Annotated in this window: 12 protein-coding genes and 1 pseudogene; 8 read left to right on the top strand and 5 right to left on the bottom strand. The window is 74.8% G+C overall.

The window, feature by feature from the left end; genetic code table 11:
• The first annotated feature begins 256 nt into the window (after positions 1 to 256).
• Complete coding sequence (locus tag MRQ36_RS31030; RefSeq protein ID WP_242800272.1) at positions 257 to 1,246, top strand: beta-ketoacyl-ACP synthase 3; 990 nt, start codon at positions 257 to 259, stop codon at positions 1,244 to 1,246.
• A 429-nt stretch (positions 1,247 to 1,675) separates the two neighbouring features.
• Here MRQ36_RS31030 and MRQ36_RS31025 read toward each other — a convergent pair whose 3' ends face one another.
• The gene (locus MRQ36_RS31025) at positions 1,676 to 2,629 is read right to left on the bottom strand and encodes an alpha/beta fold hydrolase (RefSeq protein WP_242800271.1); all 954 of its coding nucleotides are present in this window, start codon (positions 2,627 to 2,629) and stop codon (positions 1,676 to 1,678) included.
• 639 nt (positions 2,630 to 3,268) lie between these two features.
• Between MRQ36_RS31025 and MRQ36_RS33700 the strand changes: the two genes are divergently transcribed.
• Genes MRQ36_RS33700 through MRQ36_RS31010 form a run of 3 tightly spaced genes read left to right on the top strand, consistent with a single transcriptional unit; the run spans position 3,269 to position 6,119 of the window.
• Positions 3,269 to 4,039: a response regulator transcription factor gene (locus MRQ36_RS33700; RefSeq protein WP_278187639.1), complete on the top strand. Its 771-nt coding sequence runs from the start codon at positions 3,269 to 3,271 to the stop codon at positions 4,037 to 4,039.
• On the top strand, positions 4,039 to 4,938 hold the full coding sequence (locus MRQ36_RS31015; RefSeq protein WP_242800270.1) for a branched-chain amino acid transaminase: 900 nt from the start codon (positions 4,039 to 4,041) through the stop codon (positions 4,936 to 4,938). The genes MRQ36_RS33700 and MRQ36_RS31015 overlap by 1 nt, the downstream gene beginning before the upstream one ends.
• Positions 4,935 to 6,119 (top strand): acyl-CoA dehydrogenase family protein, encoded by a 1,185-nt coding sequence (locus MRQ36_RS31010; RefSeq protein WP_242800269.1) that lies wholly within the window; start codon positions 4,935 to 4,937, stop codon positions 6,117 to 6,119. The genes MRQ36_RS31015 and MRQ36_RS31010 overlap by 4 nt, the downstream gene beginning before the upstream one ends.
• 43 nt (positions 6,120 to 6,162) lie before the next feature.
• Here MRQ36_RS31010 and MRQ36_RS31005 read toward each other — a convergent pair whose 3' ends face one another.
• From MRQ36_RS31005 to MRQ36_RS30990, 4 genes are read right to left on the bottom strand one after another with little or no spacing between them, the layout of a single operon-like run.
• Complete coding sequence (locus MRQ36_RS31005; RefSeq protein WP_242800268.1) at positions 6,163 to 7,401, bottom strand: AMP-binding protein; 1,239 nt, start codon at positions 7,399 to 7,401, stop codon at positions 6,163 to 6,165.
• Complete coding sequence (locus MRQ36_RS31000) at positions 7,353 to 7,775, bottom strand: hypothetical protein (protein ID WP_242800267.1); 423 nt, start codon at positions 7,773 to 7,775, stop codon at positions 7,353 to 7,355. Before MRQ36_RS31000 ends, MRQ36_RS31005 begins: the two co-directional genes overlap by 49 nt.
• Positions 7,772 to 8,419 carry a ferritin-like domain-containing protein gene (locus tag MRQ36_RS30995; protein ID WP_242800266.1) on the bottom strand — a complete coding sequence of 216 codons (648 nt, stop codon included), beginning with the start codon at positions 8,417 to 8,419 and terminating at the stop codon, positions 7,772 to 7,774. Before MRQ36_RS30995 ends, MRQ36_RS31000 begins: the two co-directional genes overlap by 4 nt.
• Positions 8,416 to 8,664: an acyl carrier protein gene (locus tag MRQ36_RS30990; protein WP_242800265.1), complete on the bottom strand. Its 249-nt coding sequence runs from the start codon at positions 8,662 to 8,664 to the stop codon at positions 8,416 to 8,418. The genes MRQ36_RS30995 and MRQ36_RS30990 overlap by 4 nt, the downstream gene beginning before the upstream one ends.
• Before the next feature lie 315 nt (positions 8,665 to 8,979).
• Here MRQ36_RS30990 and alr point away from each other — a divergent pair.
• The 4 genes and pseudogenes from alr (at position 8,980) to MRQ36_RS30970 (ending at position 15,352) form a co-directional block, all read left to right on the top strand.
• Positions 8,980 to 10,094 (top strand): annotated as a pseudogene (alr, locus tag MRQ36_RS30985) (alanine racemase).
• Positions 10,091 to 10,858 carry a tryptophan 2,3-dioxygenase family protein gene (locus tag MRQ36_RS30980; protein ID WP_242800264.1) on the top strand — a complete coding sequence of 256 codons (768 nt, stop codon included), beginning with the start codon at positions 10,091 to 10,093 and terminating at the stop codon, positions 10,856 to 10,858. The pseudogene alr and the gene MRQ36_RS30980 overlap by 4 nt, the downstream one beginning before the upstream one ends.
• Before the next feature lie 196 nt (positions 10,859 to 11,054).
• Positions 11,055 to 12,128 carry an acyltransferase domain-containing protein gene (locus tag MRQ36_RS30975; RefSeq protein ID WP_242800263.1) on the top strand — a complete coding sequence of 358 codons (1,074 nt, stop codon included), beginning with the start codon at positions 11,055 to 11,057 and terminating at the stop codon, positions 12,126 to 12,128.
• A complete protein-coding gene (locus MRQ36_RS30970; RefSeq protein WP_242800262.1) occupies positions 12,128 to 15,352 on the top strand; it encodes an amino acid adenylation domain-containing protein in 3,225 nt (1,074 codons plus the stop codon). Before MRQ36_RS30975 ends, MRQ36_RS30970 begins: the two co-directional genes overlap by 1 nt.

Genomic DNA, 15,352 nt, shown 5'->3' with positions numbered 1-15,352 from the left:
CGGGCACCGCCTGGCCCGTGGTCGCGGCCGGCGGCCCGACCCGGCGGTGGGCAGTGTGCGCGGCGCGCGACGCCCGACGCCGCCGGACCGGGCGGACGCGCGGCGGAGGTGCCCGGTCGGGCCGACCGGCGGGTCGCCGGCTCGGTCGGGCCGCACCGGCGGGAGATCGCGGCCGACCGGGGCCGGCGTCAGGCTGGCGGGCGGGCGTCGACCGGGCTCCGCGTCGACGGCCGGGAGGAGGGCCATGGAGGTGCCGATGCGTCCGGTGCGACACGCCTCGATCGCGGGGACCGGTGGTTACCTCCCCGAACGGATCGTCGACAACGAGGAGGTCTGCGCCGGGATCGACTCGACCGACGAGTGGATCGTCCGCCGGTCGGGCATCCGCCGCCGCCGCTTCGCCGGGCCGCAGGAGAGCCTGGCGGTGATGGGGCACGCCGCGGGCACCAAGGCCCTCGCGGCGGCGGGCATCCCGGTGGAGCGGGTCGACTGCGTCATCGCCACCACGATGAGCCACCTGCGGCAGGCACCGGCGTTGGCCACCCGGATCGCCCACCTGCTCGGCGGCGGCGCCCAGCAGGCGGCCGGGTTCGACGTCAACGCCGGCTGTGCCGGTTTCTGTTACGCGCTCGGCCTGGCCCGGGACCTGGTGGCCGCCGGCTCCGCCGAGCACGTGCTGGTGGTGGGGGTGGAGCGGATGAGCGACATCGTCGACCGGCACGACCGTACGTCGGCGTTCCTCTTCGGTGACGGCGCCGGGGCGGTGGTGGTGTCACCCTCGGACATCCCCGGCATCGCTCCGGTGGTCTGGGGCTCCGACAGCGACCACGGCGACGCCATCGCGCAGCCCCACGGCTGGGGGCGGTTGCGCGACGATCCCGACGCGGGCTATCCCTACCTGCGGATGCAGGGGCCGACGGTGTTCCGCTGGGCGGTGACCCGGATGCGCGAGGTGGCACTCGCCGCGCTGGCGGCGGCCCGGGTGGACGTCGCCGACCTGGTCGCCTTCGTCCCGCACCAGGCCAACGAGCGGATCACCGACGCCCTGGTGCAGGCGCTCGGGCTGCCCCCGGACGTGCTGGTCGCGCGGGACGTGACGGAGTTGGGCAACACCGCGGCCGCGTCGGTGCCGTTGGCGTTGGACCGGCTGGTGAGCCGGGCCCCGGAGGCCGGCGGTGGCCCGGCGCTGCTGCTCGGGTTCGGTGCGGGTCTGCTCTACGCCGGCCAGGTGGTCCGGCTGCCCTGAGCGGCGGCGCGGGCCGCAGCCGCCGGCCGGACGACAGCGGCACCGACCGACGTCGGCCGACACCGCCATCGACCGACCCCGGTGCGAGCCGGCACCCGGCCGACACCGGCACCGGCGGTTCACCGGGCACGCGGAAAGGTGGGGCCGACAGCCGGTCGAATAGTTGCATCGTCAATATTCGGCACCGGTTGCATCGGCTCCCGCTCGTCCGGCCAGCCCTTATGACAGAGCGTTGATTAACAGTTGGTAAAGAACGGGAGCTCGCCCTCCCGGTCGAATGGAATGGTTCCAGACTGTGGTGGGCAAAGCTGCACGTGGGTGGTCGGCGAGCAGATGCCGGCGACCCATTGTCGCACAATTTGCAACGTTAGAAAAGACGGCAGGTCGGACGGGTTCGACCTGCCGCACGGGAGATCGTGCGGCGCCCCGTCAGACGGCTCCCCGGTAGGTCGGCGGCGGCGTCAGCCCCGACCAGGTCGGCCACGGCGGGGCCGCGTCGGTCAGGAACGCGCCGACCACCGCCAGGAACCGTTCCGGGCGCTCGGCGTAGGTCTGGTGACCGCAGTCGTCGAAGTAGACCAGGCCACTGCCCGGGACGCTGCGCCGGTAGTCGGCCGCGATCGACCAGGGCAGGTAGTCGCAGCCGCCCTTGACGATCAGCGCCGGCACCCGCAGGCGGGCCAGCGCGGAACGGATGTCGGCGGCCGGGCGGGTGCTGTTCAGCGGCACCTGGTTGGCATAGAAGCCGGGCCGTTCCGGCGCGGCCGGTACGGGGTTGCCGGGGCACACCAGGCCGGGTGCGGACTGCCGGTACATCGTGGCGAACCGGCTGTCCATCTCGTCGTCGCCGGACAGCGCGTGGGCCGCCCGCGGGTTGGCCTTGATCAGGCTGTAGGTCAGCATCGCCCGGGGTCGCAACGCGGTGCCCACCACGCCGAGCTGGTGGCGCCGGTCCAGCCGCCCCACCATGCCGGTCCCGCTCACGTCGCCCACCTCGGGCACCAGGCGTCCCGGTGAGGAGAAGACCACCCGCGAGACGTGCTCGGGATGCCGGGCCAGATAGGTGGCGGCCACGGTGGCGCCATAGGAGTGACCGACCAGCGCCATCCGGGGCGTACCGATCCGCAACCGGACCTGCTCCAGGTCGGCCACGTCGCGCTCCAGCGAGTAGCCGGTGGGGTCGGCCAGGCGGCTGGAGCGGCCGGCCCCGACCTGGTCGTAGAGCCAGACGTCGCGGCCGGTGGCGGCCAGCCGGCCCAGGATCGGCGCGTCGTGGTCCATGTCCGCCACCCCGGGCCCGCCGTGCAGGAAGACCACCGGATCCCCCGGGGTGCCGCCCCGGCCCGGCACCCGCAGCGAGCCGGACGCCGTGGCGGAAAACAACTGGGTGCCGGCCGGCGGGGGTGACCCGCGGCGTGCCGGTTGAGCGCCGCCCACGCGGCGGGCACGAGCACCAGGCGGCCGCGACGGCTACCACCTCGACCACCTCGCCCGGCGGCCGGCTCGGGGCGCAGGTGCCGGGTCAGCAGCCAGCCGGCGCACACCGTCACGACCGCGTAGCCGAGCAGGCCGGCGGCGAGGAAGACGGCCGGGCGGGCGGTGAAGCGGGCTGTCCCGTACAGCACCGACCATCCCACGGCGATGCCCACGATGACGGACGCTAATGCGCCGCCTATACGCACAACGGTCATTACGGCCTGCCCTGTGGTCGAATTCGCTGACACGACGCGTGGTTCAACGGCGAGGTTACCGGGCAAAGGGCGTCGTGCAAGACGCCACCCGCATCCGGTGGTCGATCGCCCAACTCGTCTTAGTCATTCTCCTTTTGTGGTGCGGACGGCTCAGGACCGTTAACATTCGCAGAAATGATCGACCCGGACGGATATCTCCAGTGGGCCGTCCGGTCGACCCGGACGATCATGTCCGCTCTCGGAGGGCGTCGAGCTGCCACGGCCGTAACCGGCCGGGGCCGCCGCACGCCCCGGTGCGCGAGAGGCCCCACGGGGCCGGGGGAGGAGAAGCATGCACGAGGTGAGCGAGGCGCCACCACAGTCCGCCGGACTGGCGGTCCTGGTGGCGATCGACAACGAGCTGACCCGATGCGGGCTCAGCCAGATGCTCGGCGACCTGCCGATGGTCACCGCCGTCCAGCCCGGAGACGATCCACACGTCACCGCGCGGCTGCTGGAGAGCGGGGCGTACCAGATCCTGATCATCTCGGCGGACGGTCCGCCGGGCGGCGCCGACGCGCTGCTCGCCGCCGCGGCCCGCGGCGGCACGTCGTCGCTGTTCCTGCTGCGTCAGGCGGAGGACGCGCTGTTGCCGGAGGTCGCCGCCCTCTCGGTGGACGGGTTCCTGCTCGAACCCGGGCTGACCCGGACGATCCTGGCGGACAGCCTGCACAAGCTGCGCCACGGCGAGATGCCCATCCCGGGCTCGCTCGCGCGGCGCATTCTCGACGAGCTGCGCACCGCTGGCAAGCCCCGCTCGGACCCGCCGTTCATGCTCACGCCCCGGGAGCGGCAGGCCCTTAAGCTGCTGGCCGAAGGGCTCAGCAACAAGCAGATCGCCCGGCGGCTCGGCATCTCCGAGCACGGCGCGAAGCGGCACGTCGGCAACGTCCTGGCCAAGCTGAACTGTCCCAACCGGACGGTGGCGGTGACGGTCGCCCTCAACCACGGCCTGCTGACCGAGGAGCGGACGGCCCCACCCGATCCCGCCGTGGTCAACCTGCGTCGTCGCATCACGTCCGTGCCGGAGCACCAGCAGTGGGGCAAGGGAGGGAGAGCATGATGACCGGCACAGTGTGGCTGGACGGGTCGCTGGTCGACTGGGACGACGCGCGGGTGCACGTCAGCGCCCACGGCCTGCACTACGGGATCGGTTTCTTCGAGGGCGTCCGCTGCCACGGCACCCCGCAGGGGCCGGCGATCTTCCGGCTCACCGACCACCTGCGGCGGCTGGCCCGCTCCGCGGCCACCTACCTGGTGAAACTGCCCTACACCGTGGAGGATCTCGCGGAGGCGTGCCGGGCCGTGGTGCGCGCCAACGGGCTGACCGAGGCGTACCTGCGACCGATCGTGTTCCTCGGCGCGGGGGAGAGCCCGCTCACCGCCCCGTACCAGGTGGCGGTGCTGGCCTCCGCCGACGGGCCGCTCGCCGGCGGCGCCAAGCAGGACGGGGTGCAGGCCAAGGTCGCCAGCTTCCAGCGGATGCCCTCCCAGGTGCTGCCGCCCGCGGCCAAGGCCACCGGCCAGTACCTCAACTCCTACCTCGCCCAGATGGAGGCGCTCACCAGCGGCTACGACGAGGCGATCATGCTCAACACCGAGGGACAGGTCACCGACGGCTGGGCGCACAACCTCTTCGTCGTCCGCGACGGCGAGCTGCGTACCCCGCACCTGGCCTCGGGCGCCCTGGAGGGGGTGGTCCGCGACACCGTGCTCACCCTGGCCCGGGAGGCCGGCCTGCCGGCCCGCGCCGACGTGCTGGTCCGCACCGACCTCTACCACGCCGACGAGTGCTTCCTCACCGGCACCGCGGCCGGCATCGTTCCTGTGCTCGGCGTGGACCGCCGGCCCGTCGGGGGCGGCAAGGTCGGCCCGCTGACCCAGCAGCTCGCCACCGCGTACGCCGATCTCACCAGCGGTCGGAACACGGCGCACGCCGCCTGGCGGGAGCTGGTGGGATGACCCCCCTGGCGGCTGTGGTCGAACCGGACCACCGGGCCCGGGTGCGGGCGGCGATCGCCGGCATCGACCCGGACCGGCGGCGTGGCTGGACGACCGACGGGCACCTGCCCCGCGACGTGCTCACCACCCTGGCCGACCACGGGGTCTTCCGCGACCGGTGGGCCCCCGGCGCCGCCGGCGGCCTGCCCCGGCTGGTCGCCATGGCGGAGGAACTCAGCGAGTTCGACAGCGGCCTCGCCCTGGCCGCGATGGGGCACAGCGAGGTCTTCATCGGCGCGCTGCAGTGGCTCGCCGCCGATGCCGCGCAGCGGGCGCTGCTCGACGACGCGCTCGACGGGCGGGCCGTCGGCTGCTTCGGGGCCACCGAACCGCAGGGCGGATCCGACCTGGCGGGTCTGCGCAGCACCGCCACCCCGCACCCGCGCGGCTGGCGGCTGGTCGGCCGCAAGCGGTACGTGTCCAACCTGGGCGGCGCCACCCACCTGCTCGCGGTGGCCCGGGTGGCCGGCAGCGGCCCCCGCGACCTGGCCCTCTTCCTCGTCCCGCTGGACGCCCCCGGCGTCCGGGTCGAGGGCTTCTTCGGCACCGCCGGCCTGCGCTCCTGCGACGTCGGCGAGGTCGGCATGGACACCCTGCTCGGCCCCGAGGCGCTGCTCGGCGCACCCGGCATGGGCCTGGCCTACGCCAGCCGGCTGCTCCAGTTCGAGCGACTGTCCATCTGCGCCCAGCTGCTCACCGCCGGCCGGCAGGCGCTCGGCCTGGCCGCCGCGTACGCCCGGCGGCGGGTGATCGGCGACGGCCCGCTGCTGGACAAGCAGGCCGTCCGGCACCGGCTGGCGCTCGCCCACGCACGTCTCGGGGTGGCCGCGTCGGCGCTGCGCGACACCGTCGCCCGGGCCACCGCGGGGGAGGGCTTCGCGCACGAGGTCGCCGCGCTGAAGCTGGTCGTCTGCGACACCGTGGAGCAGGTCACCGACGACTGCCTCCAGGTCTTCGGCGCGCGGGGCTACACCACGAACTTCCCGCTCGAGGGCTGGTGGCGGGACGTGCGCCTGGCGCGGATCGGCGGCGGCGCCGACGAGGTGCTGACCGAGCTGGTCGCCGGTCGGCTGACCCGGGCCGACCCCCGGTACGACGCCGAACTGGACCGGCTGCTCGACGCGGACCTGCCCCACCCGTGAGATCCGGGGTGGGGCCCGCGCCGGCGTGCCCCACCCCGCGCCTTCAGGCCAGCGCGGTGAGGACGCGGCGCGGTGGCAGCTCACCGCCGAGGACCGCGTCGCGCAGCACCGGCCGGCGAGGCTTGCCCGAGGTGGTCCGGGGAATCGCCCCCTGCTGCACCACCAGGACCGGATCCGGTCGGGTGCCGAGCGCCTCGGTCACCGCCCGCCGCGCCGCCCGGGCCAGCTCCGGCGCGAGCGCGCGGGCCCGCGGCGACACCTCCAGCACCAGCCCGAACCGTTCGCCGGCGTCGCCGCGGTGCTTGAACGCCGCGCAGCCCAGCAGGGCCGGCCCGGCGGTGCTCAGGGCCACCGCCTCGACGTCCTCGGCGAAGACGTTGTGCCCGGAGACGGACGCCACGTCGGCCCGCCGGCCAATCACGTACAACTCTCCGTCGTGGACGAAGGCCGCGTCGTCGGTGTCGAACGCGCCCGGCCCGCGCGGCCGGAAGCCGTCGGCGGTCCAGTAGCCCTCGAAGAGCCAGTCGGAGTCGAGCACCAGGCTTCCCGGCGTCTCGCCGGACGCGACGGCGTACCGGTTGCCGGGCAGCGGTGGGCCGAGGGAGACGTGCCCGTCCGGCCCGAGCACCGGGCCCCGGTCGAGCGGGGTGCAGGACACCCCCACGGTGCCCTCGGCCAACCCGTACGCCGGCATGAGCGCCTCCCACCGGAAGCCGAGCGGCCCGGCCACCCGGTGGAAGTCGAGCAGGTCCGGCCAGATCACCCGCTCGGCGGCGTTGAGGCAGGCGCGCATCGCCGACAGGTCCAGCCCTTCGGGGTACGGCACCCGGGCGGCCAGCCGGAAGCCGAAGTTCGGTGCGCCGCTGACCGTGGCCCGTTCCTGCGCCAGCATGGTCAGCCAGCGGGACGGGTCCAGCACGAACGACCTCGGATCGGCGTGCGTCTGGGTGGTCCGGGCATAGAGCGCCGAGCCGAAGAAGCAGACGAACCCGAGGTCGTGGTAGAGCGGCAGCCAGGTCGCCACGGTGTCGCGGGACGGATCCAGGTCGAAGCACCGACTGATCATCTTGAGGTGCCCGGCGAAGATGTCGCCGCGTACCGCCACGCCCTTGGGGGAGCCGAGGCTGCCCGAGGTGAACTGCACCAGGGCGGTGCGCGGCACGGCCGGCTCCGGGTCGGGGACCCGCTCCTCGCCCTGCAGCGCGGCGATCGGCACCGCCCGCGCCCGGCCGGTCAGGGCCGGCGTGTCGACCGTCTCGGTGAGGTGCAACCGGCAGTCCATCGCGTCGAGCACCGGGCCGAAGCGCTGCGCGTGCTCCTCCCGGCCCCGACGCGGGGGCGGCGGCAGCGAGACGAGGGTGCCGCCGGCGGCCAGACCGCCAGCGCGGCGGTCACCGTCGGCAGGTCGTTGGCCAGGGTCACCGCCACCGGGTCACCGGGGCGCAGGCCGACGGCCCGCAACCGGTGCGCGCCGGTGGCGATCCGCCGGGCCAGCACGTCGTAGCCGGCCGTGTCGCGGGTGCCGTCGCCGGCCACGAGGTGACCGCCGACGACCCGGCCACGGCCGGACGATCTCCTCGACGACAGGCCCGGCGCGGTGGCGTAGTGCTCGGAGCAGGTGACGGCGGCAGGGTGGGGAAGATCGAGCTGGGTCACGGGGTCGCCAATCGTCGTCGGGGCTGTGCAGGGTCAGCCGGCCGCGGACACCGGCCGGTGCGGGCCGCGCCGGCACCGAGCCGGCGCCTCCGCCGGTCGCTGCCCGCCGCCTCGGTCTCCAGTTCGGCCACGGCCAGCACGTCCGCCCGCTCGGCGCGCGCGATGACGTCGTCCACCCGCCGGTCCGCCCGGGCCCGCTCCCGCAGCGCGTCCTCGATGTAGGACACGTGCCAGGCCTCGTCGCGGATGATCGCCCGCAACGGGCGGCGCACCGCGTGCGGCAGGTCCGTCTGGTCGACGTGCAGCTCGTACTCGGCCAGGCCGCGCTTCTCCGACACCAGGGTCAGCGCCAGCATGTCGGTGAGCGACTTCGGGATGCCGAAGTGCGCCGACAGCCGCGCCTGGTACGGCTGCGCCACCTCCGCCACCTCGCCGCCGAAGTCCTCGATGGCCCGGGTCCACAGCCAGGCGTGCACCGCCTCGTCCCGCAGGTGCCGGGAGAGATCGCTGCGCAGCTGGGCGGTGTCGGCCAACCGGGCCATCCGCATGATGGCCCCCGCGCCGTGCACCTCCGCCGCCCGGTACTGGTTGAGGATCCAGACCGGGTCCTCGGGGTCGATGTGCCGGCCGCTGACGCCGATCACCGGGCGACCTCCTCGGTGCTCAGCGCGCGACCGATGTCACCGATCGTGCGCAGCTCGGACAGGTCGGACAGCGGCAGCTGGGTGCCGGTCTCGCTGTGCAGGGCGGCGAGCAGTTCGGAGGCGTCCAGGGAATCGAATCCCAGGTCGTCCACCAGATTGGTGCCCGGTTCCAGCGCGCGGGGGTCCACCCCACGGCCCCGGGCCACCAGCCGGGTGACCAGCTCCATCGCCTGTTGTTCGTCCATCACACGCTCCCACCGGTTGCCACGAGCGGATCCGTCGGCCGGCCCACCTCGGACGGCGGGCCGCATCCCGGACGCTAGGCCCGCCGCCGCGAGCCCGGACCCCCGGAAGAGGGACCCTCTTCGCCGCCACCGGTCGACCGTCGCGGTCGGAGTACCCGACCGGGCCCGGTCGGGGTACCGGATCGTGCCGGCACCTCCGGTGTGCCGACCACCGCGGGCCGACCCGCCGCCCTGCGTCGCCGGTCACGCGGGCCCCCACCTCGGACGGCCCGATCAGGCACTGCGTCGTCCCGGACCGGTCGACAGACTCGCCGCATGGTCGGGTGCGAAGCGGAGATCGATCTGGCGGCCGTCGCGCACAACGTCTCCGTCCTGCGCCGGCTGCGCCGGGTCGAGGTGATGGCGGTGGTCAAGGCCGACGGGTACGGCCACGGCCTGGTCCCCGTCGCCCGGGCCGCCCTCGACGCGGGGGCCACCTGGCTCGGGGTGGCGTACCTGCCGGAGGCGATGGCGCTGCGCGCTGCCGGCATCACCGCCCCCGTGCTGTGCTGGCTGCCCCGCCCCGGCGAGGAGCTGGACGCGGCCGTGCGGGCCGGCGTCGACCTCTCCGTCTCCGACCCCGGCACCCTCGACGACCTGCTCGCCGCGGCCCGCGGGTCGGCCGGCCGGCCCGGGTGCACCTCAAGGTGGACACCGGCTGCGCGCAGGCCAGCCGCACCCCGGCGCGGGCGACCCTGGTGCTCGCCGCCGGGAAGACGGCGGGGGAGGAGTTGGACGTGGTGGGGGTGTGGAGCCACCTGGCCAACGCCGACCAGCCGGGCCACCCGTCCACCGCCCGGCAGCTGGCGCTCTTCGACGAGGCGCTGGAGGTGGCGGCGGCGCACGGCGTCGTCCCCCGGCTGCGGCACCTGGCGAACTCGGCCGGCGCGCTGGCCGTGCCGGCCGCCACGTACGACCTGATCCGGCCCGGCATCGCGATCTACGGCATCAACCCGTTGCCGGTGCCACCGCCGGTGACCCTGGTACCGGCGATGACCCTGCGGGCGCCCGTCGTGCTGGCCCGCCAGGTCCCCGGGGGCACCCCGGTCTCCTACGGCCACGAGTACGTCACCCCCGGCCCGACCACCCTGGCCCTGGTCGCCGCCGGATACGCCGACGGGGTGCCCCGGGCCGCCGGCAACCGCGCCGAGGTGCTGCTCGCCGGGCGCCGACGGCGGATCAGCGGGCGGGTCTGCATGGACCAGTTCGTGCTGGACGTGCCCGACGCCCCGGTTCTGGCCGGTGACCCGGTCGTCCTGTTCGGGCCGGGCACCTCGGGCGAGCCGACCCTGGCCGAGTGGGCGGCGGCCGCCGGCACCATCCCCAACGAACTGCTCACCCGGGTCGGTCCCCGGGTGCGCCGGGTCTACCGAGGAGGCGACCTGCGATGACCATCCACCAGGACCCGCGCGCGGAGTCGGCGGTGGTCACGCCGGCGCCCGCCGACTATGCCACCTTCCTGCACCTCGACGCGTTGCTGGCGGCCACCGAACAGGTGCCGGACCACCCCGACGGACGGTTCTTCGTCCTCGTGCACCAGGCGTTCGAGGTGTGGTTCGAGCTCATCGTGCACGAGCTGGTGGCCGCCCGGACCGCGCTGCACACCGACGCCCTGCCCGACGCCCTGCACCGGTTGCGCCGGGTGGTGGCGGTGGACCGGCTGCTCGTCACCCAGCTGGACACCCTGACCACGATCAGCCCGGCCGGGTTCGCCGGCCTCCGCCCGCACCTCGGCACCGCCAGCGGCTTCCAGTCGGTGCGCTACCGGGAGATCGAGTACCTCTCCGGCCTGCGCGGCCGGGGCCACGCGGTGGTCGCGCCGCCGGGCAGCGCCGCCGCGGCCCGGCTCGACCGGCGGCTGCGGGAACCGAGCCTCGCCGAGACCTTCCGGCTGCTGCTGCACCGGCACGGCGTGACCGATCCGGTACGGCTGCTGCGCAGCGGCCGGCCGGACAGCGCGCTGCTGGCGGTCGCCGAGACGCTGCTCGACCACGACGAGGCGTGGGCGATGTGGCGGGCCCGGCACGCGGTGGCGGTCGAGCGGCTGATCGGGCACAAGGCGGGCACGGGTGGCTCCGCCGGGGTGGCGTACCTGCGGTCCCGGCGGGACGAGCGGTTCTTCCCGGAGCTGTGGCAGTGGCGGAGCCAGCTGTGACCGGCGGGCCGACCGGTCGGCCGGGTAGCCGTTCGGGCACCGCCGGCCGACCCCGCCGGACCGTGCCCGGGCGGAGTCTCCGTCCGAGGGCGGCCCGGCGGGGAACCGGGCGGCAACGTGATCGACGGGCGGCGTCCCGGCGACCGACGCCGTCCGCCGGAGCGACCGGCGCCGCGTACGGCGGAGAGGGGACCCGATGACCGAGACGTCGCCGACCACCACCACGGTGGGCGGGGCACCCACCGCCGCCCCGTCGTCCTACCGGCCCGACCGACTGGTGTTCCTCTTCCCCGGACGGGCCGCCGCCGCCACCGGCATGGGCCGTGGCGCGTACGCCGCACCGGTGGTCCGGGCCGGGATCGACACGACGCTCGCCGCCCTGGACGGTGCGCTGGCCGGCCGGGTGCACGCGGTGCTGTTCGGGCCGCCCGGCGGCCCGGTGCCACCCGACGCCGCCGACCCGGCGCTGTTCGTCCTGGAGCACGCCCTGACCCGGCTGCTCACCGACGCGGGACTGGCCCCCGACACGGTCCTCGGGTACGGCGTCGGCGAGGTCACCGCTGCCTGCGCGGCCGGGGTCCTCGACCCGGCGGACGCGCTGCGGCTGGCGGTCGGGTACGGCCGGCTCGCCGCCGACCTGCCGCCGACCGCCACGATGAGCGTCGGGCTGCCGCCCGCCGAGGTGACCCGGCAGCTGCCCCCCGGGGTGCGGCTGGTCGCGGTCGACACCCCGGAGTCCTGTGTCGTGGCCGGCCCCGAGCCGGAGCTGCGGCGCTGGGAACGCGACCTCGCCCAGCTCTACGTCACCTGCCACCGGCCGCCGACGCCGGTCGCCGGGCATCCCGACGACGTGCCGTCCCGGCTCGCTCCGGTGGCGGGGGCGCTGGTCGGGGTGGCGCCCCGAACCCCACGGATCCGCTGGCTGAGCAGCGTCAGCGGTCGTCCGGTCAGCGCCGACGAGGCCGTCGACCGGGAGCACTGGCTGCGCCAGCCGCTGCACCCGGTGCGCTTCGCCGACGCCGCCGGCCAACTCCGCGCCGGGGACCGGCTGGTGGAGGTGGGCCCCGGCGGCACGCTCACCGGCCTGCTCCGCCAGAGCAACCCCGACCTGCCGGCGCGGGCCGTGCTGCCCACCGACGCGGAGGGTCGGCCGCCGTCCCACCCCGATCCCGTCCGCGCGGTCCGGGCGCTGCTGGCCGCCCGCCGGGACTCACCCCACCTGCCCGACCAGACGGAAGCCGGCGTGCCCCGGCCCGGGAGGAGACGCTGATGGAGCACGAGGGCATCGAGGACGTCTACGAGCTGTCCCCCATCCAGGAAGGGCTGCTCTTCCACAACCTGTACTCGCCCGGCAGTGGCATCTATCTGGAACAGGTCACCATGCGGATGCGCGGGGCGCTGGACGTGGCCGCGTACCGGGCGGCGTGGCAGGCCATCGTGGACCGGCACGCGGTGCTGCGCACCAGCTTCCACTGGGAGGGCGTCGACAAGGCCCTCCAGGTGGTGCACCGGGACGTGGAGTTCCCGATCGAGGTGCTGGACTGGCGGGACGCCGACCCGGCCGGGCAGGCCGAGCGGTACGCCCGGTTCGCCCACGACGACCGGATGACCGGCTTCGACTACGCCGACGCGCCACTGATGCGGGCCAGGCTGATCCGCTTCGCCGACGACGAGTGGGAGTTCTTCTGGAGCTTCTCCCACCTGCTGATGGACGGCTGGTCGTTCGGGCTGGCCTTCGCCGAGCTGACCGCCCTGTACAACGCGTTCGCCACCGGGACGGCGGCGGACCTGCCGCCGGCCCGGCCGTACCGGTCGTACCTGTCCTGGTGGGCCCGGCAGGACCGGACCACCACCGAGGCGTTCTGGCGCGAGCACCTGGCCGGCTACTCCGCCCCGGACACCCTGGAACTGGGCCCCGCCCCGGTCGGGCCGCTGCCCGACGGCGAGCCCACCCACGCGGTGCTGCCCACCCCGGAACTGCTGGAACTGCTGCCGCCGCTGACCGCGTTCGGCCGGGAACACGGGCTGACCCTGAACACCCTGATGCAGGGCGCCTGGATGATCGTGCTGAGCCGCCACCTGGGCCGGGCGGACGTCCTGGTCGGCTCCACCGGCACCCAGCGCCCGCCGACGCTCACCGGCAGCGAACGCATCATGGGGCCGATGCTGGCCACCATGCCGGTCCGCGGTCGGGTCCGCGACGACGCCGACCTGATCGGGTGGCTGCGCGAGCTGCAGAACGACATGGCCCGGGCCCGCGACCACGCCGACATCTCCCTGACCGACCTGCGCGCCCTGGCCGACCTGCCCGGCAACCGGCCGCTGTTCGAGGTCGACCTGGCCTTCGAGAACGTGCCGGTGCCGGACATGGCCCTGCACGAGGTGGAGCTGCTGGAGTCCACCTACGACGGTCGCCCGCACTTCCCGATCACCATGATCGTCATGCCGGGTGAGGCGATGCCGGTGCCCCGGATGGTCTACGACCAGACCCGGTTCACCGAGGCCGCCGTCCGCCGGCTGGTCGACCAGTTCTCCACCACCCTGACCAACCTGACGCGCTACCCCGAGCTGCGGCTGGGCGACGTGGACATCATGCCCACCGACCAGTGGCGGCAGGTCCTGCTGGACTGGAACCGTACCGAGCCGCAACCGGTGGCCGCCCTGCCGGAGCTGTTCGCCCGCTCCGCCGCCGCCACCCCGGACGCCGTCGCGGTGGTCTGCGAGGGTGCCCGGCTCAGCTACGCCGACCTGGCCGCGCGGGCCAACCGGCTCGCCCACCACCTGCGCGGGTCCGGGGTGCGCCCCGGCGACCGGGTCGGGCTCTGCCTGCAACGCTCCCTGGACACCGTCATCGGGGTGCTCGGCGTGCTCACCGCCGGGGCCGCGTACGTGCCGTTGGACCTGGGACACCCGGTCGAGCGGATGCGCTGGATCCTCGCCGACGCCGACGTCGCCGCCCTGGTCACCCACGACGCGGTGGCCGACTCCGTCCCGGACTTCGCCGGCACCGTGGTGAACCTCGACACCGACGCCGAGGCGATCGCCGCCCGGCCGGCCACCCCACCGGACGACGGCCCCGCCCCGGACGACGTCGCCTACCTGATCTACACCTCCGGCTCCACCGGTCACCCCAAGGGGGTGCTGGTCAGCCACGCCAACGTGGCCCGGCTGGTCGCCGGGGCGGGCACCCGGATGGAGTTCACCGCCGACGACGCGTGGAGCATGGTCCACTCGTACGCCTTCGACGTGTCGGTGTTCGAGATGTGGGGCGCGTTCGGCACCGGCGCCCGGCTGGTGGTCGTCCCGCACGACACCATCCGCGACCCGGAGGCCCTGCTGCGCCTGCTCGACGCCGAGCGGGTCACCGTGTTCAGCCAGACCCCGTCGGCGTTCCGCCAGTTCATGGCCCCGGCGCTGGCCGACGACGCGCCCCGGCTACCGCTGCGGTACGTGATCTTCGCCGGCGAGTACCTGGACATCCCGGCGCTCGCGCCCTGGGTCGACCGGTACGGCGACGAGCAGCCCCACCTGGTCAACATGTACGGCATCACCGAGACCACGGTGCACTCCACCTACCGGCGGATCACCCGTGCCGACCTCACCGGCCCGGTCCGCAGCAACATCGGACGTCCCCTGCCCGACCTGCGGATCTATCTGCTCGACGAGCGCGGCATGCCGGTGCCGCCCGGGGTGCGCGGGGAGATCTGGGTGGCCGGCGCCGGCGTCACCCTCGGCTACCGGAACCTGCCCGAGCTGACCGCCGCGCGGTTCGTGCCCGACCTCTACGCCGGCGAGGGCGACCAGCGGATGTACCGCTCCGGCGACCTGGCCCGGTGGACCGACGACGGGGAACTGGAGTTCCTCGGCCGCGCCGACCACCAGGTCAAGATCCGCGGCTTCCGGGTCGAGCCCGGCGAGATCGAGGCCGCGCTGCGCGACCGGCCGGACATCGCCGACGCGGTGGTGCTGCCCCGCACGATCGCCGGGGACACCCGGCTGGTGGCGTACCTCGTCCCGGCCGACGGGGCGACGGTGGCCGACGCCGACGTGACCGCCGCCCTGCGCGCGGTGCTGCCCGAATACATGGTCCCCGCCCACCTGGTCACCCTGGACCGGTTCCCGCTCACCCCGAACGGCAAGACCGACCGGGCCGCGCTGCCCGACTTCGACGGCGCCCGCCCCGACCTGGACCGGGAGTACGTCGCCCCGCGCACCCCCACCGAGGAGGCGGTCGCCGCCGCGTGGCGGGAGATGCTCGGGGTGGAGAAGGCCGGCGTGCACGACGACTTCTTCGCCCTCGGCGGGCACTCCCTGCTCGCCACCCGGGTGGCGTTCCGGCTGCGTGGCGTGCTCGGCGTCGAGGTGCCGGTCCGGGCGATCTTCGACCACCCCGTGCTGGAGCGGCTGGCCACCGCGATCGACGAGCTGACCCGGCGCCCGGCCGCCGCCGTGCCGGTGATCGCCCGCCAGCCGCGCCGGGCCCAGCGGGTCTGA

The sequence above is a fragment of the Micromonospora sp. R77 genome (genome assembly GCF_022747945.1).
In the GTDB taxonomy this organism is placed as follows: Bacteria; Actinomycetota; Actinomycetes; order Mycobacteriales; family Micromonosporaceae; genus Micromonospora.
Note: the sequence above shows the minus strand (reverse complement) of the source record. Positions and strands in the feature narration are given on the sequence as shown.